Below are 22,096 nucleotides of genomic sequence, written 5' to 3' on the forward strand. Positions count from 1 at the left end.
CGGAACTCACGGGGATAGGGCTTGGGCATGATGACATCCTCCCAGCGGCACCAGTCGGCACCACAGATCAGGTGTCACCTATCCGTGCAGCAGACCCCTTTGAGCACGGCATCGGGTACCAGCACTCCCGCGTTATTCGCGTTCGTTCCCAGAACCGCGCTCAGGCCGTGTGTCGATTCAAAGAGCGGAAGCGGCGCAGACGGCAGCAGGGTCAGCGCAAGAGTGGTGTTCGTATTACGGAGCGCCCCAGCGGCTTCGATTCCGGGCACGTCGTCGAGCGCTTCGCATGCCTCTCCGTTCACATGGCCTGTTGAGGCGATGGTGAGGACCGCGGCACCAGAGGACTTGTACTTGTGGGCCTCATCGATGATCCGCACAGTCGTCAGCGCATCTGTGACGACGATACCTCCGAGTGCGGCGGCTGCAAGCATGGCGAAAAGGATCGTGCGACCGGCTCCGGTGAGAACATCTCGAACGGCCTCGCGAAAGAGCGAGGCCATTCTCATGATCGCTCCGCAGCGAAGGCGAATTGCGTGAGATCGAGGTGGTCAGTACACGCATCCCGTGTGCTCGCATCGTGAGTTGCGATGAGGACGATCCGCCCTCCTGCGGCGAGCTGACCGATGATGTCGTTGATTTGACGAGCGGTCGCGTGGTCGAGTTGCGCGGTGGGTTCATCGACGAGGAGTAGTTGGGGGTCAGCAGCCACGCCGCGCGCCAACATCAGGCGCTGTGCCTCACCTCCGGACAAGGACGAGAAAGCCCTCTCTGCCGTGTGCGCAAGCTGGAAGCTCACCAACAGGGACATCGCCGCCACTTCCGCGTCCCGAACAGTCATGCCGGAAACGAGGTATGGGTGGGCCACATGGTCGAGCGCAGATCTCTGCGGCATTCCATGAGGGCTCTGGAACACCCAATTCACCTTTTTGATGCCCTCGAGGTTCACGGCCCCTTCATCGGGGGCCTCCCAGCCCGCGATGATGCTGAGCAGGGTGCTCTTTCCGGATCCAGAAGGACCCGTCAGCGCATACGTTCGCTCAGGAAGGAAGGCGGCCGACAGCTCTCGAAACAGCCACGGATTATCGCCGTATCGATGCCCGAGACCCTGCACCTCTACGCGCATGACGCAGGTGCCTCAAGCCGGACGAACTCGGGCACTTCTTCGACATCGAACTGTACGACCGTTCGGCCCAACTGCGAGGTGACGATGCGCACTGCATAGGTCGCCCACTTGTTGCCTACGCATCCGTCAACTCCGGCGGTGATCAGTATCGCCGAGGGCGGCAGCGACGCCAGGGGCACGGGATCTACCAGCGATACCGTGGCGGCGAGCTCGATGGGCGCCGTGCCTTCTGCATCGGCCTTTGCTGTCGAGTAGGACGGTGCCTCTAGGATCACCGCGATGGCCTCCGAAGGTATCGATAGATCCGCAGACAGAGCGACTTCGACGCCATCGATCGTGAGTACTCGTGCCCCCGGGAGCAGTCCGGCTGGCTCCTCTGCGAACGAAGCGCTGGCACCACCGTCGGCCGCGACAATGGGAGCGTCCTGTTCCACCCGGTGGCCCACCAACGCGCGACAGGCAGCGATTGTCAAGGTAGGTGAAGGCATCCACATGAAGTCGGCCACAGTGACGGCGTTCACCTGCGAGGCAACCCCCGCCCGCTTCAAGAGTTCTCGGACCGCCTTGAGGTCTCGCTGCTTGAAGGTCTCGCCCGAAGTCGTCGTGAAGCCGAGCCTGTGCAGCTCGGTCTTGAGCGCGGCGACGTCAGGACCACTGTCGCCGAGGCCGAAGTCTCGCCAAAGCGGCGACGCGAGGCTCAGCAGGACGATCGGCCGATCATCGATGCTGTGTACAGACGTCCCCGAGGAGATCGTTGAGCCGGCCGTGCAGGAAGAGGACGTGACGACCCCCGCCGCCTGGCTCAGCAGGTCGATGTCGTCGGCGTGCTTCACGGTGACGCGCACGCTGTGCTCGTCGGTCGAATCTTCCAACACCACAGGCGTGTCCGTGATCGTCTTCGACGCGGCAAGCGTAGGGGGAGTGATCGGATGCAAGACGAAGAACGCGCCGATGACTCCTGCGCCCGCCATGCTTGCCAGCGTCAGCAGACCAATCGCCCATGCTCTCCAATTCGTCCGTTGCTTCTTCCGTTCAGTCATTGTGTGCTGAGATCGACATCCGGATTCGCACTGCATGCGCGCAGTCCGTCAATTCCGGTATCCGGCTCCAGGTAGGGGAAGGACTGCTGGGGGGCATCTTTGAGATAGTCCTCAGCGGTGTAGTCACCAGCAACTACGCTGTTCCGAATAAGACACTGGACCACACGCTCCTCCGCCGGTGTGTTGTCCGGGTTCGACGCAAGCTGACGCCGTAGGTGGTTGAGCCACGTCTCGCCGCTCTCGTCCTCGCACGCGGGGAGAAGAGCGTTGGCCTCGTCTCCACTGAGAGAACCCGTGTCGACTTCATAACCGCCGTCATCAAGGAACCCCTTGAAGGTCATGCCTTTGCTTTCCACGCACTTGGAGATGCGAGTGGCGACCTCCGCCCACTCTTCGTCGGTGATTTCCTGATCAGCAATCACTTCATGCACAAAGTCCGACTCGCTTTCATTCCATGCCTGCTCGAATTCACTCTTGTACGCGCCTGAAAAGGAGGGCATCTTTGGATCCATCGACGTCTTTGTGTTCGCAGGGGTTACTGTGCCGGAGCAGGCAGCGAGCAGCACCGCGCACAACAGCATGGCAAGAGTGCTGGCAAGTCGTAGGCGGAAGGATTTCAGGGACACGTACTTCTCCATTTCAGGGCCTGAATGCGACCATGTCGGGCGGTGTCGCCGCGGTGCTGTTGCGGCGACACCGGGTCTGCTGATGGATCAGTACACGTACCAGTAAGCCTTGTTGCCGGAGAGCGTCTTTGCTTGTGAAGCGTACGACCACACGTTTCCGGACGTGCGGCCCGACCGAACTAGTCCGTTGGCGTTCGACACGGAGGAACGGTGATCGGCGCCATGGAAGAAATCGGAGTAGTTCCGGTCTGACACTCCGTAACTCCAGATTCCGCCGCTGGGGTAGGCGATGGTTGCGCTAGCGGCCACCGCAGACCCCAGCACCAGCGCGCTAGCCAGTCCAGCAGAGACCCCCAGGCGGATCAGTGTCTTCTTGATCGTCACATTGCATCATCCTCCGTGTCATACGGTCGCCTACTTGGCGGTCCGTCCTGGAAGGATACGATAGGTAGTGTAAAGAAGGCAATCCCTGCGGTGTGTGTGCCCGGTCAGGCGCTCGCACTGTCCAATGGCGACTCGCTGCCGGGGCGCTGAGCAGAGTCAGATCATTTCGCTGGTGGTGCCCCGAGGAAGGCGCACACTGCATCGACGATGCTACGAGCGAATCCATCGTTGAGAGGTGCGTCGATGGGGAGCAGCACCCTGCTGATGACAGGGCCGTTTAGCATGTCGCAGACCGCTTCGAGCTGTAGATCCGTCGCCGGGCTGATCTCGCCACGTTCGACTGCCGCGGTGATCACGCGTCGCACGTGTGCGCGGCGGGGAAGCACGAATTGATCGCGATAGATGTCGTGGACGCTGGGGTCATTCGCGATCTCTTCGAAGAGACCGGCAAGCGTCTTCGACACCAGCGGAGACGCCATCATTTTGACGTGGTCCACCTGCATCGCCAGGAGGTCGCCACGTAGTGAGCCCGTGTTCGCCTCCGGTCCTGCGCCGAAGTTCTCGTCGAGAATCTCGAGCACCAAGTGCGCGATGCTCGGGTATCGCCGGTAGAACGTGGGGCGCGTCGTGCCGACCTCCGTGGCCAGGCCATCGACGCTCAGCTTTGAGTAGCCATCGGTAGCCATGGTGCGTGCCGCAGTCTTCTTAATCGCGTCCGTGATGTCTGTAGCGCGAGGCCGTCCTGGCTTCTTCGAAGGCATGGCGATAACGGTATCAGCACGACTTGTCGAGACTGGCTGTGCGGGCCACGGATAGATACGCGAGACTCTGTATTGTTTCTGCATGGGCTCTAAGGCATCCTCCCTGAGGAACGCGATCAGTCACGAACTTCCGTTGAGCCTCGTTGAAGTGTTGGGACCGGAGGCCCGCCGCTACTTTGCGTCGGGCTACCGCGACGTTCGGCATCGCGTATCCGAAGGGCCATCGCGGCAAGGCGACGAGATTCACGCGGTGTATGCGGTCGAGTATCCCGATGACTGGTCGCGCGAGGTTGACGATGCGCCTCGCACTCCCCACCTGAGCACGATCGATGCGGCTCTCATGACGCTGCAGGGCATCGAAGCAGTCGGTCTTCCTCTTGGGGGAGCAGCGGGGTTCTGGGTTCGTTCTCTGGCGATGCACGCCGGTTCAGTGGCGTGGGAAGATCTTTCCTCTGTGCCGGTCGCGTTGCGCACCGATCCGCAGGTGGATGCGTCGGAACGCCGGGCTCTCAAGGGGAATGTGGGCAACATCAAGGTTGAGTGTGTCTTGGAAGCGAGCGACCGGTCCGGGCTCGCCGCTGAGGCCGCGGAACGGAGCACGGTCTACCGCGACGGATATCGCGAGGCCCGCACATCCTCGCTTGTCACGGCATACGATCCGACTGCGCGCGTGATGCGAAGCGCGCACCGAACCACCGGTGGCGCGGCAAATCGCGTCTATCGTGGCATCGAGTCGGCCTGGTATCCAGGGCTGACTGTCGTTGATTCATTGGTCACAATGGGGCAGTTGGCGCAGGCGGTGATTCTCCTTTCGCGCGGGATCGACCGGGCTGGCTTGGGCACGCTGTGGATGCGGAGCATCAGGTTCACAGCGGAGCGACCGCCAGCATCACAGCCGCTCGATTGGCGGATCGAGACGGAATTGATTCGAGACCAGGTGGTGGCTCGGGCAGCAAGTGGGTTCCACGATGTGCGCGTGTCGTGCAAGGCGACGACTGGTGCCCGCGTCGAGGCGAGACTGGCCTACACGGAGTGACGCGGGATGACCCGGGCAGCTCATAGTCGGCTAGTGCGAGCAGGTGCGGAGTACCTGCTCGCCGTTCCCTATTCGGCAGCATCGCTGGAAGGGTTCTCGCTCACATCGTCCATCTCGAAGGGTGAGGTCGTCGAAGCGTTTGATGACGTGCATTCGCTGGGCACGGCCATTCTGGACCACGAACGCATGGCGTTGCACGCGGTACAGGATCGAATCATGAGGTCGACCGGGACCCCCTTGGAGAAACTTCGGGTCGGGTTCGCGGCCACAGGGGCACTGCTGGCCGACGACGTTGTTGTCCGCGCAGCTTTCCGGCTGGCGATGGAGTCTCGAGAGGCATTCCCTGAGCGTCGGCTTGATCCGTTCCGGACATGGAGGGGCTTCGTTGGCGAGCGGTTGGCAGAGGCGGAGCACGCCGGTCTTCTCAGGACGGGTCTCGACTTGTTGGGGGTGGGCGAATTGCTCGTCACTGCCGGGATGGGCATCCGAGATCTCATCTTCATGCACGGTTTGTGGGATGAGGCGGAGGAGCGGCTGCACAATGCCGTCACCTGTGTGATCTCGCTGATCCGGGCGTAATTGATGGCGACGCGGTCGATGAAAGCGTCCACCGGGCGACAACCCAACTGAGGCAACGTGGGGTCAGCATGACCTTGCCCGGGGTAGAGCGCCGACTGCTCCAGCCAAGCTGCATAGTGCGCTTGCCGGCCGCCCGGGCAGTGAGCGGCGCTCCGCTCACGACTGCATCGCTCTGTGTGTGAGAGATAGCAAATGATTGCGAACGCATAAATCATTCCAGTACAGTGTGGAACGATAATCAGGTGCCCGGATTCAGACTGGTCACATCGATCGGAGGAGATCTCATGAAGCGTGGCACCAAGCTCATCGCTGCGTCAGCACTCGCGCTGGCAATGGCTGTCGGAAGTGTTACGGCCGCGAACGCGACGACCGAGTACGTCGGCGGAGGTACTTGGCAGTACTGGGTGGACTACGGCACGGACACCAACTATTCCGGCTACTACCACGGTTCCGCCTACCACCGTGCATCCGTTTCGAACGGGACGGGAACTGTGCGAGAGTATGCGAACGCAGGATCCTGGGCGCGGGCCATGCAGTCAGCCGCTGCATGGGGGAACAAGGCGTACTGGTGGAAGGAATGATCGCCCCTTGACTCGCCTTCTCGCCGATCGTCTGCGATCTCGTGCGGCGGCACTGCCTGCGTGCGCGCTGCTTCTTCTCGGCCTTGCCGCCTGTAGTCCGTCCTCACGCCACCCTGCTGAAACCACGGGGACAGACGGCATGCCGACCTTCACCGGACCATACTCGGAGGAGCTCACCGAGGCCTGGCAGAAGTCGAAGTCGGCATGGGTTCACGCAGTGTTGGAGGACAGCCAAATCTCCGAACAGGAGTACAAAGAACTCGGAGTTCGACTCGGCGAGTGCTTCGCCGAGAGCGGTGTGGAGTTCACCGGCCTGTCAGACGATGGTGTGGGGTACTCCCTCGGCCCTTCGTCGATGAACTCTGACGACCTCGAGCGCGTGGCTGACTCCTGTGACGAGTCAACCGGTCAGAGGTGGATTCAGGTACTCCGTGCATCCATGATGTCGAACCCGCAGAACACCCCCATTGAGGAGGTCATGACGGAGTGTCTGATCCGCAACGGGGCGGTAGCTCCTGACTACACCGCCGAGCAGTACTTGAGGGATGTTCCCAAGCAAGCCTTCCCGTTCTTGGACTCCTCGAAGGAGCAGGTGTTCTGGGCGTGTAGCACCAGCCCGTCGTATACGGCGGCGAACCAGTGAGCCGTGCCGGCCGCGACCGGCTGGTGACGGTGGCTGTGACGCTGATCATCAGCGTCACAGCCACCGTGTTGGTCGGGGCGCTGATGCTGAGCGCGCAGATCCCACCCTCGCTCGCGGCGTCGAAGCAGCCCGAAAGGGTGAAGATCACGACACAGGAGTACTTCGATCCGCAGCAGGTGGACGTCACTGTGGAAGCGCCCCCTGATCTCTCGGCCAGGGTCGCCCGCGACGGGATCGTCACCGCATTCGGGTGCTCAGCCGGTGAGGTATGGAAGTCTGGTACGAGCCACATATCCGTGGACGGGTCACCGCTTCTGGCCTTCCACACGAGCACTCCGCTGTGGCGGGATCTTGAACCGGGAGCACGCGGCGCGGATGTGGACGCAGTCAAGGCGGAGCTGGCACGACTGGGCCAACGAGTCAGCTCTGCTTCAGCGTTGCGACGGGTCGACGTGAGCTCGATGCGCGCCCTCGCTCAGAAGGCCGGTGCGGATTCTTCCTTTGACGTCATCTCGCCCACCGACCTCGTCTGGATCCCTGCTGCGGAGATTGCTCCGAAGTCATGTGATGTCACGGTCGGGCAGCGCGTCTCCGTGGACACTGCAGTGATGAGTTCTGCATCGCCGGCGACGGTGTCGATCACTCCGCTGCAGAAGATGCTTCACGGCAGCCGTGTACTGAAGGCCGACCAGGTCGAACTCCCCGTCACGGACAAGCTGACTCTGGCCGATCCGAAAGATGCGTCCGACCTGCTCTCCACGGCGAGCTATCGTGCTGCGGCTCAGTCGGCTTCGGCGCCAGGCATCCCCGTCACTCTGACGGCGGTGTTGGCGCTCGCTGAGCCGGTGACGGTCAGCGTTCTCCCGCCGGCAGCTGTTCGCGCCGAATCGCTGACTGCCGGATGCATTGCATCCGATCAGGGGGTCGTGCCGGTCACCATCGTCGCGTCGGATCTCGGTAGGACGCTCGTCGTCTTTGACCCGAGTACCCGCACACCCGCGAGTACGGCGTCGTTGACGCCTCCCAGACGATGCAGCTGACGCTGCGGGGCGTCAGCCATCGCTTCACCGATGCCGCATGGCTGTTCCGGAACCTCACCTTCCGCTTCGAAGCAGGGACGAGCTATGCACTCACGGGACCGTCCGGCTCGGGAAAGAGCACGCTCCTCGCACTGGCAGCCGGATGGATCACTCCTGCGGAAGGAAACGTCGAGTCCAGGGGGATCGATCGGACGAGCTGGGTGTTCCAGAACTCCCACGGCATGCCCCGCAGGACCGCGCTCGACCATGTGGTGCTTCCGATGATCGCGGGCGGACTGACGCGAGCTGAGTCCGAATCGATCGCACATGGAACACTGGCACGATTCCGCCTCGGAGGATTGGCATCGCGCCCGTTTCGGGCTCTGTCGGGCGGCGAAGCACAGCGGCTCATGTTCGCACGCGCTGTGGCCGCGAACCCTCAGCTGATCCTCGTGGACGAGCCCACCGCGCAGCTGGACGCAGTCACGTCGAAGCTGGTCAACAGCGTGATCCAGGAGCTCTCCGACGATGGGCGCATCCTGCTCGTCGCTTCGCATGATGCCGACACCGTGGCTTCTTGCGATGTGCGCCTTGACCTCGCCGCATATGCAGCTGAGGACTGATGATGAGATTGAGTACGCTCCTCAGCGAGGCCACGCGCGACGTTGCCTCCGGCACCGCCCGGGCGGTCACTTTCGGCGCGATCTTCGCCCTCACACTCCTCCTCCTTCTGGCCTCCGATGTCTTCGCAACGCAGCGGCTCATCGACGATGCGGCTCGGTTCACGCGCAGCGGTGCAGCCACACTCGCCGTCGCCTCCTCCGGGAACATTGCCGGGGAGGCCTGCGAGGCGCTGAGCTCACTCCCCCAGGTGAGCGGCTCCGGGGCCATACGTGCCACGCAACAGCAGTTGACCTTTGCGGTGATGCCACGCTCTCCGCTGGACGCATACGCTGCCTCCAGCGGTATGCGCGACGTACTCGGTGTTCGGAAACTGTCCGAACGCGGCATCGTCGTCAGCGCCGATGCCGCAGATGAACTCGGCACACTTCGCAATGACACCGTGATCACCAACCGCGGCGTGACGGAGCTGGCAGGAGAGTATGACTATCCCGCGGACGGGCGTCGGCCCGGATTCGGCTGGGCCGCGCTGATTCCCGCACCCGCTGACGAACTCTATGACGAGTGCTGGGTGACGGTCTGGCCCTTCACCTCGGACATCCGGCCGCTCCTGATGTCGACTCTCGCAGCATCAGCCCCGCGGGACGCGAAGGTCGAAATCGCTCAGCTGAACACGCGCTACGGCAGCACATTTGATGGGGCCGCGCGTTACGACACCCGACCGACGGCTCTGAATCCGTTGTACGCAGCTGCCCTCGGGCTTGTGTTGGCGTTCGCCGCCATCCGGCTGCGCAAGCTTGAATTCGCTGCCCGTCTGCACGACGGGGCGTCCACTGCTTCTCTACAGGCTTTGGCGGTCACCGAGAGTCTCTCGTGGCTGTCGACCGCCGCGCTCGCCAGCGCCGCGATCGCCGCCGCCCTCGCCGTGCAGATCCCCCATCCGGACTCCGGTGCTGTGATCGCCACGAGCCTGACGACGTGCTTCGCCGCGATTGTCGGCGGTGTCTGCGGTGCGCTCACGGGCGCCACGGTCGTCCGCGAGCAAGATCTCTTCGCCTACTTCAAAGACCGTTGACGCTGGTGCTCACCCCTTCGGCGTGAGCACCAGCGTGTCGACGGCCTGCTTCGCGACGGCCTTCTTCGAGAACGCCCAGCGGTCCTGCCGGCCCGCCGCCCAGTCCTCGGTCTGGTCGGTGTAGTGCTCGTTGAAGGCGTGACCGCTGGCGCCGGTGAGGTGGATCCAGCTCGAGCGGTCGAAGTCCGACAGGTCGATGACCATCCGCATGGACGGCACGGTGGTCGTCTCGTACGACTCGCCGAGGTTCCAGCCGGTGGCGTTCACGACGGATGCTCCGCCGCTGACGGCGAATGGGCCGCGGTTGAAGAGCATCTCGATCGGGGCGATGCCCGACTTGCCCAGGGTCGCGCTGCGCAGAGTCAGTGCGTGCAGGCTGCCCCAGTTCCAGTGCGCGAGGTTCTCGCCCTGCAGCTCGGCGAGCTCGTCGTACGCCTGCTCGGCCGAGTAGGCGAGCATCTCGTCCATGCTGTTCACCCGGAGCTTCTTGTTGGTCCAGAGCGGGTCGTCCGGGTTCTCCAGCATCGTGCCGACCACGGTGAACAGGCGGCCCTGCCCGGTGATCGGCATCGGGTTGTCGCGCCGGGAGAAGATGTTCTGCACCAGGTTCGACCACAGCACGTTCGCGTACGCCGCGGCGGACGAGTTGGCGGTGTTCTGCGCGTCCCAGGTGCGCAGCAGCTTCACCGCGGCCTTCGGGCCCTTGCCCTCGACGGTGACGTCCTGCATCGCGATGGCCAGCTGCTTGCCGATCCACATCTCGTCATCCATGTGGATGTCGCGCAGGTCCTGCGCCGACAGCGGCCCCGCGGCCGACTTCCGCTCGATCAGGTGCGCGATGCGCCCCGCGCGGTAGCCGTAGTCCCAGTCCTTGGAGAGGAAGTACTCGTAGTCGTCGGTCACGATCGCATTGTTCGCGGTGACGATGTAGCCGGAGGCCGGGTTGTACGACACCGGCAGCTTCTCGAACGGGATGAATCCGGTCCAGTCGTAGCTGCTGTCCCAGCCCGGCTGCGGCAGCCAGCCGTCACCGGCGCCGCGGACCGGCAGGCGTCCGGGAGCCTGGTAGCCGATGTTGCCCTCCTTGTCGGCGTAGATGAGGTTCTGCGCCGGCACATCGAAGAGGGATGCCGCATAGCGGAACTGGTCGAAGTCCTGCGCCTTCGACAGCGCGAAGATCGCGCTCGCTGTGGTGCCGGCATCCAGGGCTGTCCAGCGCAGGCTGACCGCGTAGTCGCCGCCCTCGGGGGCACCGGCCTGGTCACCGGGCACCACCGTCCCCGCATCCGTCGTCACCTTGCCCTGCTCCAGCTCGGGCTTCTCGGCGATGCCGGTGAAGTCGTCGGTCAGGCCCGAGATGATCGGCCCGTGCACGGTGGAGCGGATCGTGAGCGGGATGTCCTTCCCGCCCGCGACCTTGATGGTCTCCTCGCGCACCTCCATCGGCACGAGCGCGCCGTCGCGCCAGTACTGGTCGCCCTCGACCTTCTCGACGTACAGGTCGGTCACGTCGGTGGTCAGGTTGGTGAAGCCCCACGCGATCTTCGCGTTGTGGCCGATCACGATGCCGGGCAGCCCCGAGAACGAGTACCCGCCGACGTTGAACGGGCAGGCCTCCGAGACCTTCGCACACTTCAGCTGCACCTGGTACCAGACCGAGGGCAGCGCGGCGCCGAGGTGCGGGTCGTTCGCGAGCAGGGGCTGGCCGGTCTCGGTGAGCTGACCGGAGACGACCCACGAGTTCGAGCCGATGCCCTCGCCGACATTGCCGAGCAGCATGCTCGCCGCCTCGATCACGCTGTCGGCCTGCTTCCACTCCACCGAGTCCAGCGCCTGCACGGCATCCTGCCCCTCGCTCCCGGTGAACGCCGCCGTGTCGGCGGTCGTGGCGAGGGCGGGCACCTTCGAGATCGTGGGAACGATCACCGGGTTCCGGTCGAACGGGTACGACGGGTACAGCTGTTCCAGCGTCTGCTTCGCGTCGGCAGGGTCGAGCGTCGCGGCGAGCTGGGCGCGCGTGGTCTCATCCTCGATGTTGGTGCGGAGGTCCCAGGCCATCGCCTTCAGCCAGGCCACCGAGTCCGCGGGCTCCCAGGGCTCCGGCTCGTAGCCCGGGTTCTGGATGCCGAGCACGGCGTACTCCAGCGAGAGCTCGGCCCCGCTGCGGGAGGCGAGGTAGGCGTTCACGCCCTTCGCGTAGGCCTCGTAGTAGCCGAGGGTGGTCTCATCGAGGTTCGCGACCTCCTCCTCGGCGACCTTGCGCCAGCCCAGCGTGCGCAGGAAGGCGTCGGTGCCGGCCTGCGACTCGCCGAACATCTCGGACAGGCGCCCGGCGGTGGTGTGCCGGCGGAAGTCCATCTCGAAGAACCGGTCCTGCGCGTGCGTGTACCCCTCGGCGAAGAACAGGTCGTCGGTCGAGTTCGCCGTGATCGTCGGGATTCCGCGATCGTCGCGTTGTATCAGCACCTTCGACTGAAGTCCGTTCAGCGAGGTCTGGCCCTCGGTCTGCGGGAACGACCGCTGCGCGGTCCACGCCAGGAAGAAGGCAGCGGCTGTGGCGATCACCAGGACCGCGGCGATCACGATGAAGGCGATGCGTCCGATGCGGGCGCCGACGGACGGGCGCGGGGTGGAGGCCGGGTTCTCTGCGGTCATCGAAGGGCAACACTCTCGGTACAGGTCGGGCACGCGAGACGGAGTCTCACGCGATCAGAGCGCGCGTCCCGGGTACGACGCACGCCCTGGCATCCTAACCCCGCGCCTTCCGGCGATGAAACGATCTCCTGGGTCCCTGAGCCCGTCGAAGGGTCACATCAGCTTGGTGGACTCCAGGGCACGCAGCATCTTCTGGTTGCCGTGGATGAGCGGCAGGCGCAGCACCAGCCCGAGCAGCAGTGCCGGCACGGCGAACAGCGCGAGCCAGCCGAGCTGCACCCAGTAGTCGTTCCGGTAGATGCCGGCGATCGCCGCGCGCATCGCGCCGACCGCGTGCGTGGCGGGCAGCCACGGGCTGATGTTCTGGAACCACTGCGGCAGCACTTGCAGCGGGTAGGCGCCGCCCGAACTCGAGATCTGGATCACCAGCAGCAGCACCGACAGCGCCTTGCCGGCGTTCCCGAACGTGACCACGAGGGTGTAGATGATCAGCATGGACACCAGCGAGGTGACCCAGCCGGCGAGGACCAGCAGGAACGGATGCTGCGGCTGCACCTGCGTGAACAGGATGCTGCCCAAGCACACCAGCGAGCTCTGCAGGAAGCCCACGATCGCGAAGATCCCGAACCGGCCGAGGTAGGTCTCGGCGGGGGAGAGCTGCGGAAGACCGGATGCCTCGTCCTGAGGCGGATCGACGCGGATGGCCACCGCGGTCAGCAGCGCGCCGACCCACAGCGCCAGCACCGTGTACAGCGGAGTCATCGCGGCGCCGAAGCTCACCACCGAGTACACCGGCACGCGCTCGAGGGCGACGGGCTCGGCCACGAACGTCGCGAGGGCTTCGGGGTTCGAGCCGATCAGCTCGCGAAGGTCGCTCAGGTCGCCGGTCTCGGTGGCGTTCCTCAGTGCGGCGTCGATCTCGTCGAACCGGTCGGCCGTCTCGGCGAGCGACGTCGAGATGCCCGAGGTGAGCGCTTCGCCCTTCGTGAGGACGCTGCCCAGTGAATCCGAGCCTGACAGCGAGCGTGCCGCGGCTGACAGATCGTCGCCGATCGAGTCGACGTCGCGGCCGATGTCGGCGAGCGTGGAGGCGAGGGCGTCGAGCTTGGGCTGCAGGCTGGTCTTGAACGTCTTACCGGCATCCTGCACGGCAGCCTTCGCCTGGGCGATGAGCTTCGTGATCTCGGCGTGAGTCGCCTGGCGGTCGGCGTTGCCGGCGACGACCTGATCGGCGGCCTCGTCGAGCCGCATCTGCAGGGCCTGCTCGCGGGCGATCGCGGCGTCGATGCGTGAGATCGCCGCATCGAAGGAAGCCAATGCGCTGTCCGGCAGCAGCGGACGCACATCGTTCACCAGGCTGTCGCGCACCGTCTGCTGCTGGTCGATCTGGGTCTGCACGCGTGCGCCGATGGCGCGCAGCGCGTCGGCCGAGCTCGCCGACTGCGTGTCCAGGGAGGCGAAGACGTCGTCGACGCTGTCGGCGACCGCCTGATAGCTGTCGGCCGTGGCCGACAGGGCCTTGCCGAGTGCGGCGGTGGTCGTCAAGAGCGTCTGCTTGAGGGTCTGAGCGGCCTGCTTGCCGTCGCCGATCGCCCCGGTCGCGCTGCGCAGGGTGTCGGCCGACGAGGATGCCAGGCCCGAGGCGCTGTCGACCAGCGGGCGGCTGGACTCGATCAGCGCGGTGAACATGTCGGCCGTGGAGGCACCTGCCCTCAGCTGTGCGGCCACCGAGGCCACGTGCGCCTGCAGCCGCGACAGCGCGGCCTGCGTGTCGGCGTCGTCGAGGTACGACGACAGTGAGGTGATGATGTTCAGTCCGGCCTCGCTGAGGGTCTCGGTGAACACCTCGTTGATGCTCGTGGAGACCTCACCGGCGCCCTGCTCGGTGATCTTCGGGGCGAGCGCGTTCTTCTTCTCGTTCGTGTAGTACTCGATGCGGGTCGGCTCGGAGCCGGGCCCGTAGAACGTCATCATGTCTTCGCTGAACGTGGGCGGCAGCACGATCGCCGCGTAGTACTCGCCCGAGCGGGTGCCGTCGATCGCGTCGGCCTTCGAGGTGAACACCCAGTCCAGGTCGTCGTTGGCGCGCAGCGCCGACAGAACCTGATCGCCGACGTTGAGACGGATCGGCACCAGGTCGCTCTGATACCCCTCGTCGACGCTCGCGACGGCGACCTTCAGGTTCTTGGTGTTCTCGAACGGGTTCCAGCTCGCGATCACGTTGAACCAGGTGAACAACGAGGGGATCACGACCAGCCCGAACAGCACGATGACGGCCATGACGCTGCTGGTCGCACGGCGCAGGTCGAAGCGGAGCACGGCGAGGATGTTCTTCACTTCTGCTCCTCCTCATCGTCAGGCTGGTCTTCCCCGGACACTGGGTCCCTGAGCTCGTCGAAGGGCGGCTCGTCACCGGCATCCGGCTCGAAGAGCTCCTCGAGAACGAGGGTGGCGTCGTCCGGCTCGGCGTCGGCCTCCGGCTCGGGCCGTTCGAGCACCGCCGTCGCCGTCGTCGCGGGTCCGACGGCGGCGGCGCTCGCCGCGGCATCCGTCTCCTCCGGCGCGCCGTCCGGAGCGTCGGCGTGCAGGATGCCGGCACCGGTGGTCTCGTCGACCAGCGCCTGACGCAGCTCGGCCTCGGGCATCGCGCCCAGCTCAGATGCCTGCTCGATGCTCTGCTTGATGTACTCCAGCGTCACCAGCGCGGCGATGAGGATCAGGCACCACAGCGCCCACAGGCCGAGCATCGATGCCTTGGCGCCCGGCAGCAGCCACGCGGCGACGCCGATGAGGGCCATCACGGCGACGCCGATGATCGCGGTGAGCCGCAGACGGGTCGGGTAGTGCTCGGTGAACCGCCGTGCACGCGCGGCGTTCTCGGCCCGGAAGCCGTCGCCGTCGGTCAGCGCGCGGATGATCTGCGGCGTGCTGCGGCGGCCGACGATCTGCACGTCCTCGCTGACCAGCAGCCGGCTCTCGGCCAGCTTGCGGTTGAAGAGCAGCACGAAGTTGCCCAGCCACAGGCGCAGCACCAGGCCGAGTACGAAGGCGAGGATGACGAAGATCGCGAGCGTGCCCATGGCATGCCACCAGGCGCCGTCGTAGAAGCCGCTGATCGTCTCGCGGAGTGCGCCGATGCCGTAGCTGAACGGCAGGAACGGGTACAGGCCGCGGAAGAAGTCCGGCATCATCTCGATCGGGTACAGGCCGGATGCCCCGGGGATCTGGAAGATCACCAGCAGGATGCACAGGCCCTTGCCCACGATGCCGAAGGAGACCGACAGCGCGTAGATGATGCTGAGATAGGCCAGGCCGATGAGCACACTGGTGCCCACGAACGCGACCGGGTTCGCGGTCTGCACGCCGATCACGAGGTTGCCGATCGAGACCAGCAGGGCCTGGAAGAACGCGATCGCGGCGAACAGCATCCAGCGACCCATGTACGCCTGACGCACCGAGACTCCCTCGACACCCTCGGTGTCGACCTCGAGGCGGAAGATGACCATCAGCACGAAGGCGCCGATCCACAGGGACAGGTTCGTGAACAGCGCCGCCATCGCGGAGCCGTAAGCCTGCGTCGGGAACATCACGTTCTCGTGCACCTGCACGGGCGAGGCCATGAAGTCGGCGATCTGCTCGGGGTCGAGTCCGCTGATCTCGCTGAGCCGGTTCCACAGGTCCGCGGAGCCGAGCGCCAGCACGTCGGTGCGCACGGTGCCGAGGCCCTCCTCGGCGGTGGCGAGGTTGTCGTCGAGCGCGCTGAGGGCGGTCGTGGTCGAGGCGAGCTGCGTCTTCAGCCCGGCAAGCAGGCTCTGCGCCTGCGCCACCTGGGAGCGCTGCGCGCCCACGGCCGCGGAGAATCCGTCGGCGCTGGCCGACAGCGCCGACATCGCCCGGTTCAGGTCGGGGACGCTCGTCATCAGCGCCTTGCGGATGTCGCCGGCGGATGTCGCCGCCTGCGACACCGCGGCGTCGACGCTTGCGGATGCTGTATCGAGCGACTTCAGTGTGTTCGTGACGTCGCCGTTCAGTGCCTTCAGCTGTTCGAGCACCTGCTGGTCGTCCGCGTTGCGCTGCTGCAGGGCATCGATCGCGGTGCGCAGCTTCTGCGCGGCATCCGATGCCGGGTCGAGCTGATCGAGTGCGGCCTGCAGCTCGTCGAGCGCGACGCCGTTGGCCTTGATCACGGCCGTCATGTCGTCGATCGCCGTGCCGACGGCGACGTTCGCCTGCTGCAGACCGGCCGACAGCGTCGAGATCGAGGCGCTCATCTTCGCCGAGGCGTCGGCGAGCAGACCTGCGCCCTCGACGTAGGCCGAGGTGACCTCGTCGGTGACCGTGAGCAGCTCCTGCTGGGTCTCGGCGGCGAGGGCCTGCGCCTGGGCGATCGAGCGCTGCACGTCGGCGAGGGTCCGGTCGACCTTGCCGAGAGTGGCGGCGGCGCCGTCGAGCCTGCCCTGTGCATCGGTGAGGCCGTCGCGCAGATCGGCCAGACCCGCACGCGCGGCCGCGAGCTTGCGGGTCGCGTCGTCGAGCGCGCTGATCGAGTCGTCGCGCGCATCGGTGAGCCGGCCCTCGACGTCGATGCCCGCGGCCCGCAGCTGCTCGGTGATCACGCGGGAGACCGTCGAGACGAAGGTGCTGTTGATCTGCTTGTCGAGGGTGGAGGCGCCGACGTCGGTGATCTTCGGGGCGATCGCGTTCGCCTTCTCGTTGACGTAGTACTTCAGCTCGGGCCGGGTGATGTCGCCCGTGGTGACACTGAGGAAGTCGCTGCTGAAGTCGGGCGGGATGACGATCGCCGCGTAGCTGTCGCCGCTGCGGACGGCGTCCATCGCCTCGTCCTCGTCGAGGAACTCCCAGCCGAGCTGGTGGTCCTTCTTCAGCTCGGCGACGAGCTCGCCGCCGACGTCGATCGGGCCGGTCAGCTCTGAGGTGGCGCCCTCATCCTGGTTGACGATCGCCACGCTGACGTTCTGCGTGTTCGAGTACGGGTCCCAGAACGCGACGATGTTGAACCACGCGTACAGCGACGGCGTGACGATGACGCCGATGATGATGATCCACGCCTTGCTGACGCGAGCGAGCCGGCCGAGGTCGCGACGGAAGATCGTCCAGGCGTTCGGAGTGCGGACCGAGCTCATGCAGCGACCTCCGCGATGTCGGGGTGTGCTGCCAGCAGACTATCCGCCTCGCGCCAGGACAGTCCGGCGATGCTCAGAACCGTGCGGACAGCCAGATCTGCGGCGCCCGCGCTCGCCGCATCCGTCCTGGTGACGACCGTGCGCGCCATCTCCTCGATCAGTCGGGCGAGTGTGGGCGCGGCGAGATCGGTGCGGAAGCTGCCGTCCTCCTGACCGCGGCGCACCAGGCCGGCGACCGTGCGGCGCAGCGGCGCGAGTGCATCGGCGGTGTGCTCGACGTGCGCCTCGTCGAGTGCGAGCACGGCGGCGAACTGCACGTGCGCCGCCTCCTGCCAGAGGCGGGCGGCGAGCCGCGCCAGTGCGAGCCGGGCATCGGTGTCGGTGACCGACTCGGCGATCGCGTTGAAGCGCTGCGCCCCGGTGACGATCAGTTCGCGGATGAGTGCGTCGCGGTCGTCGAAGTGACCGTAGAGCGTGCGGCGCGAGAGTCCGGCGGCGCGTGCGATGACGTCGACCGATGCGTACGGGTCGGTCGCGAGCGCCGTGCGCGCCGCCTCGAGGATGCCTTCGCGGTTCGCGCGGGCATCGCTGCGGGGCACACGGGTGTTGGACATGCATCCAGTGTACGAACCTGCACACCACTGTGCAAGTTCTCCTTGCTCCGGTCTCACTCGTTGTGGGCGTGGGGCCCGGGTTACCCGCAACCGTTGAGACCGGAGCGGGTGGGGACAGGGCTGGGGGAAGTCGGTGGAGACGACGAAGGGCGGATGCTGCAGTCCGCAGCATCCGCCCTTCGTTCGCGAATCTCGTGTCAGTCGGTGCCGGAGTCGAACGCGGCGCCCTCGGAGGCCACGTCCACGGCATCCGTCAGGGCCTCGTCGGCCTCGGAGACCGAGCCCTCGACGGCCTCGGTGATCTCTCCGGCCTCGCCCGCGGTGACGCGGCCGACCAGCTCGCCGGTGGCGCCGCCGACCAGGCCGAGGCCCGCGTACTGCTCCAGGCGGGAGCGCGAGTCTGCGATGTCGAGGTTGCGCATGGTGAGCTGGCCGATGCGGTCGACCGGGCCGAACGCGGCGTCGCCGACGCGCTCCATCGAGAGCTTCTCGGGCGCGTAGGACAGGTTCGGCGAGACGGTGTCGAGGATCGTCCAGTCGTCGCCGCGGCGCAGCCGCAGCGTGACGGTTCCGGAGATCGTGGAACCGACCCAGCGCTGGATCGACTCGCGCAGCATGAGCGACTGCGGCTCGAGCCAGCGGCCCTCGTACATCAGGCGGCCCAGGCGGCGGCCCTGCTCGTGGTAGGTCGCGAGGGTGTCCTCGTTGAGGATGCCGTTGACGAGGCGTTCGTAGGCGATGAACAGCAGCGCCATGCCCGGTGCCTCGTAGATGCCGCGCGACTTCGCCTCGATGATGCGGTTCTCGATCTGGTCGCTCATGCCCAGGCCGTGACGACCGCCGATGCGGTTGGCCTCGAAGACCAGGGCCACGGGGTCGGCGAACTCCTGGCCGTTCAGTGCGACCGGACGGCCGGCCTCGAACGTGACCGTGACGTCTTCGGCGGCGATCGCGACCGACTCGTCCCAGTACTTCACGCCCATGATCGGTTCGACGCTCTCGAGCGAGACGTCGAGGTGCTCGAGGGTCTTCGCCTCGTGCGTGGCGCCCCAGATGTTGGCATCCGTCGAGTACGCCTTCTCGGCGGAGTCGCGGTACGGGAAGCCGTGCTCGACGAGCCACTCGCTCATCTCCTGGCGTCCGCCGAGTTCGGTGACGAAGTCGGCGTCGAGCCAGGGCTTGTAGATGCGCAGGCGCGGGTTGGCCAGCAGGCCGTAGCGGTAGAACCGCTCGATGTCGTTGCCCTTGTAGGTGGAGCCGTCGCCCCAGATGTCGACGCCGTCCTCCTTCATCGCGCGCACCAGCATCGTGCCGGTCACGGCGCGGCCGATCGGCGTGGTGTTGAAGTAGGTCTTTCCGCCGGAGCGGATGTGGAACGCGCCGCACTGCAGGGCGACGAAGCCCTCCTCGACCAGAGCGGTCTTCGCGTCGACGAGGCGCGAGACCTCGGCGCCGTACTCCAGCGCGCGGCCGGGGATCGACTCGATGTCGTCTTCGTCGGGCTGCCCGAGGTCGCCGGTGTAGGTGCAGGGGATCGCACCCTTGTCGCGCATCCAGGCGACGGCGACGGAGGTGTCGAGACCACCGGAGAACGCGATGCCGACGCGCTCGCCGACGGGGAGGGACTGCAGGACCTTGGACATGCGATCAAGTCTATCGGCGGCGCGTCGCGGCTTTCGGCGGTGCTACTGGGCCTTCGCGCCGTACTTGCGAAACGCGTTCTGCTTCGACGTGCGCAGTGCCAGCCCGATCATCGTCCACGAATCGCCCGCGGCCCGGGCGGCGGCGACGGCCGAGGTCAGCCGTGCCTCCGCCGCGTCCTTGGCGTCGCGCGCCTCGGCGATCGCGCGGAGGCGGGCCGCATCGCGCATCGTCGCCGGATCGACGGACGCGATGAATGAATCAATGTCGTGATCGTGCGCGTCTTTGGTCCGTGCCTTGGTCATGCTGGCCTCCTCAGAGGTAGTCGTAACGGCTGGGGCGAAGGATGTCGGCGTGGATGACCAGCGCTGGCTGATCGGCGGGTACCAGCACCAGCTCGAGCAGACGCCCCGTGTGGTCGGCGCCGATCGCGAAGATTCGCAGTTCCCCGCCGTACTCCTGTTCCCGATATCGGATCATGTTGTCGAGAGCGTGCAGGATGTCGGCGTCCTCCACGCCGTGCTTCCGGGCGCTCGCAGCGATCCGGATGTCGTCATCATATCGTTTACGCGGCACGGTCGTCAACGTTCCGTTTACGGCTGCTGATCGTCATGTGCTCAGGCAAGCAAGTGGGGCGGACATGGAAGACGGCAGGCTCCCCTGTTCGGCCGAGTGTATGAGCAAGACGCTGGATGGCCGTGCCTGTGGAGCGCTGGCGTCGCGTCGCGGGCTTCAGATCAGGCGGACGTCCACCGAGGGCTGCGTAAGTGGCGAGGGCGCGGCGGTCGTGCGTCAGCAGGGTGATGCCGGCGTGCTTCGCGGCCAGGCCGACGAGGCCGCCGTAGACAGCGCCGGCGGCGATGCCGGATGCCTCGAACTCGGACACCGCCGTCAGTGCGGCTTCCGCCGGGAGTGCCACGGAGCCGGGGAACTCGACGGTGATCGCTCGCGCCGCTTCCGCCGCGCTCACCCGATCGGGCCGCGGGAGCCTGGTGAGCACCGAATAGGTCTCCACCAGCGCGTGCCCGGACAGTCTGAGTGTGGCGCCCGTGCAGATGTCTGTGATGGCACCGTGCGCAGGGTGGTCTTCGTCGAGAAGGGCGATGGCGGCGCTCGTGTCGAGCAGCAGATCAGCGCTGATCGGCAAGGCGCAGCTGACCGGGGGATCGCGGCGCGCGTGATCAGCCGGTGCCCAGCACCGCGGGCTACGGTGGATGCTTTGCCACGGAACGTCTGGAGACACGTCATGCGCCGCACCCTCGGCATCCTGTTCGCCGCCGCCCTGCTCTCGCTCGGCCTCGCCGCCTGCGCACCCGCCGACGATGCCGCCGCTCCGACCTCCACAGGCACGAGCGCTCCGGACGCCCCGGCCGTCGAGCCGTCCGCCGACGATGAGACCCCGGTCGCCGAGCTGACCCCGGTCGAGGCGGCGGATGCGCTGTGCGCGGCCGGGGAGGCCGAGGGAGACCGCGCGTGCGTCATCACCGGGCAGAAGGCCGCAGCCGACCTGTCGTTCGAGGGCTACGAGGTCGTCAAGCTCATCGACTCGAGCTTCGACGGGAAGGTCGCCGTCGGCGGCATCCGCGAGCTGGTCGTGACGAACTCGACTTTCGCCGGCGACCTCACCGTGACGCGTACGCAGGGCGTCGTCGTGAAGCTGTCGCAGATCGACGGGACGCTCGGCATCTCGCAGGCGCAGCACGCGACCCTCGTGAAGAACACCGTCGGCGGCGATCTGAGCTGCGACGGCGTGCGCGCTGACGGCGACGGCAACCAGGTGACCGGCAGCAACACCTGCTCCGTGCGCTGACGCCGGAAACACTCCGCGCCCACTAGGTTGAGCGCATGGGTGGTGCTTTCCTGTGGGGTGCCGTCGCGGCGGCGCCGCTCTTCGTCGGCGCGTGGCTCGCGACGCTGAGACGCTGGCCGCCGCGCCTGCTCGGCATCGTGCTGGGTTTCGGCGCGGGCGCGCTGATCTCGTCGATCTCGTTCGAACTCGTGCAGGAGGGCCTCGGCCTCGGCGGACCCGTTCCCCTCGTCGCCGGTCTCGCTGTCGGCGCACTGACCTATTACGTCGCCGATCGCATCGTCGACGCGAGGGCCGCGGCGGCGAAGGGCCCGTCCGGCATGCCGCTCGCGATCGGCGCTCTGCTCGACGGCATCCCCGAGCAGCTCGTGCTGGGCATCGGACTCGCCTCGGGCGACGGCGTCAGCCTCGCGCTCGTGGTCGCGATCCTGGTCTCCAACCTGCCGGAGTCGATCGGCTCCGCCTCCGACCTGCTGGAATCCGGCATGAAGAAGTCGCGGATGCTGTTGCTGTGGACTGCCGTGGCCGTCGTCTGCATGCTCTCGACCGTCGCCGGGTTCGCGATCACGGATGCCGTGGGTCCGGCCTTCCAGGCCGCCGTCGACGGGTTCGCCGCCGGCGCCCTGCTGGTGATGCTGGTCGACTCGATGGTGCCCGAGGCGCAGTCCAAGGCCAGGGAGTCGACCGGCCTGTTCACGGTGCTGGGCTTCACCGTGGCGGCGGGGCTGTCGTTCCTGGGCTGAGAGC

23 protein-coding genes are annotated in these 22,096 nt (G+C 66.2%); 9 read left to right on the top strand and 14 right to left on the bottom strand.

Annotation, left to right across the window (positions count from 1 at the left end):
- Positions 1-74 precede the first annotated feature (74 nt).
- The 6 genes from DY023_RS06245 to DY023_RS06270 all read right to left on the bottom strand — a co-directional run bounded on the left by DY023_RS06245 (position 75) and on the right by DY023_RS06270 (position 3,934).
- On the bottom strand, positions 75-506 hold the full coding sequence (locus DY023_RS06245) for a hypothetical protein (RefSeq protein WP_181905743.1): 432 nt from the start codon (positions 504-506) through the stop codon (positions 75-77).
- Positions 503-1,123: an ATP-binding cassette domain-containing protein gene (locus DY023_RS06250; RefSeq protein ID WP_116241487.1), complete on the bottom strand. Its 621-nt coding sequence runs from the start codon at positions 1,121-1,123 to the stop codon at positions 503-505. The genes DY023_RS06245 and DY023_RS06250 overlap by 4 nt, the downstream gene beginning before the upstream one ends.
- Complete coding sequence (locus DY023_RS06255) at positions 1,114-2,094, bottom strand: hypothetical protein (RefSeq protein ID WP_116241488.1); 981 nt, start codon at positions 2,092-2,094, stop codon at positions 1,114-1,116. Before DY023_RS06255 ends, DY023_RS06250 begins: the two co-directional genes overlap by 10 nt.
- A gap of 65 nt (positions 2,095-2,159) precedes the next feature.
- The gene (locus DY023_RS06260; protein ID WP_147303275.1) at positions 2,160-2,801 is read right to left on the bottom strand and encodes a hypothetical protein; all 642 of its coding nucleotides are present in this window, start codon (positions 2,799-2,801) and stop codon (positions 2,160-2,162) included.
- Positions 2,802-2,876: 75 nt separating this feature from the next.
- Positions 2,877-3,173, bottom strand: coding sequence for a lactococcin 972 family bacteriocin (locus DY023_RS06265; protein ID WP_116241490.1), 297 nt, complete (start codon positions 3,171-3,173; stop codon positions 2,877-2,879).
- Positions 3,174-3,334: 161 nt separating this feature from the next.
- Complete coding sequence (locus tag DY023_RS06270; protein WP_181905744.1) at positions 3,335-3,934, bottom strand: TetR/AcrR family transcriptional regulator; 600 nt, start codon at positions 3,932-3,934, stop codon at positions 3,335-3,337.
- Between the two features lie 82 nt (positions 3,935-4,016).
- Between DY023_RS06270 and DY023_RS06275 the strand changes: the two genes are divergently transcribed.
- The 7 genes from DY023_RS06275 to DY023_RS06305 all read left to right on the top strand — a co-directional run bounded on the left by DY023_RS06275 (position 4,017) and on the right by DY023_RS06305 (position 9,488).
- On the top strand, positions 4,017-4,970 hold the full coding sequence (locus tag DY023_RS06275; RefSeq protein WP_116241492.1) for an AvrD family protein: 954 nt from the start codon (positions 4,017-4,019) through the stop codon (positions 4,968-4,970).
- A gap of 33 nt (positions 4,971-5,003) precedes the next feature.
- Positions 5,004-5,549: a hypothetical protein gene (locus DY023_RS06280; RefSeq protein ID WP_116241493.1), complete on the top strand. Its 546-nt coding sequence runs from the start codon at positions 5,004-5,006 to the stop codon at positions 5,547-5,549.
- Between the two features lie 284 nt (positions 5,550-5,833).
- Positions 5,834-6,130 (top strand): lactococcin 972 family bacteriocin, encoded by a 297-nt coding sequence (locus DY023_RS06285; protein ID WP_116241530.1) that lies wholly within the window; start codon positions 5,834-5,836, stop codon positions 6,128-6,130.
- A 139-nt stretch (positions 6,131-6,269) separates the two neighbouring features.
- Positions 6,270-6,773 carry a hypothetical protein gene (locus DY023_RS06290; protein ID WP_116241494.1) on the top strand — a complete coding sequence of 168 codons (504 nt, stop codon included), beginning with the start codon at positions 6,270-6,272 and terminating at the stop codon, positions 6,771-6,773.
- Positions 6,774-6,808: 35 nt separating this feature from the next.
- Positions 6,809-7,813, top strand: coding sequence for a hypothetical protein (locus tag DY023_RS06295; protein ID WP_147303276.1), 1,005 nt, complete (start codon positions 6,809-6,811; stop codon positions 7,811-7,813).
- Positions 7,804-8,415: an ATP-binding cassette domain-containing protein gene (locus tag DY023_RS06300; RefSeq protein ID WP_116241496.1), complete on the top strand. Its 612-nt coding sequence runs from the start codon at positions 7,804-7,806 to the stop codon at positions 8,413-8,415. Before DY023_RS06295 ends, DY023_RS06300 begins: the two co-directional genes overlap by 10 nt.
- Before the next feature lie 8 nt (positions 8,416-8,423).
- Positions 8,424-9,488: a hypothetical protein gene (locus tag DY023_RS06305; protein ID WP_147303277.1), complete on the top strand. Its 1,065-nt coding sequence runs from the start codon at positions 8,424-8,426 to the stop codon at positions 9,486-9,488.
- Positions 9,489-9,497: 9 nt separating this feature from the next.
- Here DY023_RS06305 and DY023_RS06310 read toward each other — a convergent pair whose 3' ends face one another.
- The 8 genes from DY023_RS06310 to DY023_RS06345 form a co-directional block, all read right to left on the bottom strand.
- A complete protein-coding gene (locus tag DY023_RS06310) occupies positions 9,498-12,143 on the bottom strand; it encodes a penicillin acylase family protein (protein WP_116241498.1) in 2,646 nt (881 codons plus the stop codon).
- A gap of 153 nt (positions 12,144-12,296) precedes the next feature.
- Positions 12,297-14,480 carry a YhgE/Pip domain-containing protein gene (locus DY023_RS06315; protein WP_116241499.1) on the bottom strand — a complete coding sequence of 728 codons (2,184 nt, stop codon included), beginning with the start codon at positions 14,478-14,480 and terminating at the stop codon, positions 12,297-12,299.
- Positions 14,477-17,287 (bottom strand): YhgE/Pip domain-containing protein, encoded by a 2,811-nt coding sequence (locus DY023_RS06320; RefSeq protein WP_220347248.1) that lies wholly within the window; start codon positions 17,285-17,287, stop codon positions 14,477-14,479. The genes DY023_RS06315 and DY023_RS06320 overlap by 4 nt, the downstream gene beginning before the upstream one ends.
- Positions 17,284-17,901 (bottom strand): TetR/AcrR family transcriptional regulator, encoded by a 618-nt coding sequence (locus DY023_RS06325; protein ID WP_116241500.1) that lies wholly within the window; start codon positions 17,899-17,901, stop codon positions 17,284-17,286. The genes DY023_RS06320 and DY023_RS06325 overlap by 4 nt, the downstream gene beginning before the upstream one ends.
- A 197-nt stretch (positions 17,902-18,098) precedes the next feature.
- Complete coding sequence (gene argG, locus DY023_RS06330) at positions 18,099-19,544, bottom strand: argininosuccinate synthase (protein WP_116241501.1); 1,446 nt, start codon at positions 19,542-19,544, stop codon at positions 18,099-18,101.
- Between the two features lie 42 nt (positions 19,545-19,586).
- Entirely contained in the window at positions 19,587-19,847 is a 261-nt protein-coding gene (locus DY023_RS06335; RefSeq protein ID WP_116241502.1) for a hypothetical protein, read from the bottom strand.
- Between the two features lie 10 nt (positions 19,848-19,857).
- Positions 19,858-20,118 (bottom strand): hypothetical protein, encoded by a 261-nt coding sequence (locus DY023_RS06340; protein WP_245958616.1) that lies wholly within the window; start codon positions 20,116-20,118, stop codon positions 19,858-19,860.
- Positions 20,108-20,689: a PIN domain-containing protein gene (locus DY023_RS06345; protein ID WP_116241503.1), complete on the bottom strand. Its 582-nt coding sequence runs from the start codon at positions 20,687-20,689 to the stop codon at positions 20,108-20,110. Before DY023_RS06345 ends, DY023_RS06340 begins: the two co-directional genes overlap by 11 nt.
- A 99-nt stretch (positions 20,690-20,788) precedes the next feature.
- On the opposite strand from DY023_RS06345, the gene DY023_RS06350 reads away from it, so the two are divergent.
- Positions 20,789-21,352, top strand: a complete 564-nt coding sequence (locus tag DY023_RS06350) for a hypothetical protein (protein ID WP_116241504.1) — start codon at positions 20,789-20,791, stop codon at positions 21,350-21,352.
- A gap of 35 nt (positions 21,353-21,387) precedes the next feature.
- Positions 21,388-22,092 carry a ZIP family metal transporter gene (locus DY023_RS06355; protein ID WP_116241505.1) on the top strand — a complete coding sequence of 235 codons (705 nt, stop codon included), beginning with the start codon at positions 21,388-21,390 and terminating at the stop codon, positions 22,090-22,092.
- The last annotated feature ends 4 nt before the right edge of the window (positions 22,093-22,096 follow it).

The sequence above is a fragment of the Microbacterium bovistercoris genome (genome assembly GCF_003387575.1).
In the GTDB taxonomy this organism is placed as follows: domain Bacteria; phylum Actinomycetota; class Actinomycetes; order Actinomycetales; family Microbacteriaceae; genus Microbacterium; species Microbacterium bovistercoris.

Excerpts from the sequence above, each read along its gene's own strand:
- DY023_RS06245 (WP_181905743.1), bottom strand. The coding sequence starts at position 506 with ATGAGAATGGCCTCGCTCTTTCGCGAGGCCGTTCGAGATGTTCTCACC.
- DY023_RS06250 (WP_116241487.1), bottom strand. The coding sequence starts at position 1,123 with ATGCGCGTAGAGGTGCAGGGTCTCGGGCATCGATACGGCGATAATCCG.
- DY023_RS06255 (WP_116241488.1), bottom strand. The coding sequence starts at position 2,094 with ATGGCGGGCGCAGGAGTCATCGGCGCGTTCTTCGTCTTGCATCCGATC.
- DY023_RS06260 (WP_147303275.1), bottom strand. The coding sequence starts at position 2,801 with ATGGAGAAGTACGTGTCCCTGAAATCCTTCCGCCTACGACTTGCCAGC.
- DY023_RS06270 (WP_181905744.1), bottom strand. The coding sequence starts at position 3,934 with ATGCCTTCGAAGAAGCCAGGACGGCCTCGCGCTACAGACATCACGGAC.
- DY023_RS06275 (WP_116241492.1), top strand. The coding sequence starts at position 4,017 with ATGGGCTCTAAGGCATCCTCCCTGAGGAACGCGATCAGTCACGAACTT.
- DY023_RS06285 (WP_116241530.1), top strand. The coding sequence starts at position 5,834 with ATGAAGCGTGGCACCAAGCTCATCGCTGCGTCAGCACTCGCGCTGGCA.
- DY023_RS06290 (WP_116241494.1), top strand. The coding sequence starts at position 6,270 with ATGCCGACCTTCACCGGACCATACTCGGAGGAGCTCACCGAGGCCTGG.
- DY023_RS06300 (WP_116241496.1), top strand. The coding sequence starts at position 7,804 with ATGCAGCTGACGCTGCGGGGCGTCAGCCATCGCTTCACCGATGCCGCA.
- DY023_RS06310 (WP_116241498.1), bottom strand. The coding sequence starts at position 12,143 with ATGACCGCAGAGAACCCGGCCTCCACCCCGCGCCCGTCCGTCGGCGCC.
- DY023_RS06320 (WP_220347248.1), bottom strand. The coding sequence starts at position 17,287 with ATGAGCTCGGTCCGCACTCCGAACGCCTGGACGATCTTCCGTCGCGAC.
- DY023_RS06325 (WP_116241500.1), bottom strand. The coding sequence starts at position 17,901 with ATGTCCAACACCCGTGTGCCCCGCAGCGATGCCCGCGCGAACCGCGAA.
- argG (WP_116241501.1), bottom strand. The coding sequence starts at position 19,544 with ATGTCCAAGGTCCTGCAGTCCCTCCCCGTCGGCGAGCGCGTCGGCATC.
- DY023_RS06335 (WP_116241502.1), bottom strand. The coding sequence starts at position 19,847 with ATGACCAAGGCACGGACCAAAGACGCGCACGATCACGACATTGATTCA.
- DY023_RS06350 (WP_116241504.1), top strand. The coding sequence starts at position 20,789 with ATGCGCCGCACCCTCGGCATCCTGTTCGCCGCCGCCCTGCTCTCGCTC.
- DY023_RS06355 (WP_116241505.1), top strand. The coding sequence starts at position 21,388 with ATGGGTGGTGCTTTCCTGTGGGGTGCCGTCGCGGCGGCGCCGCTCTTC.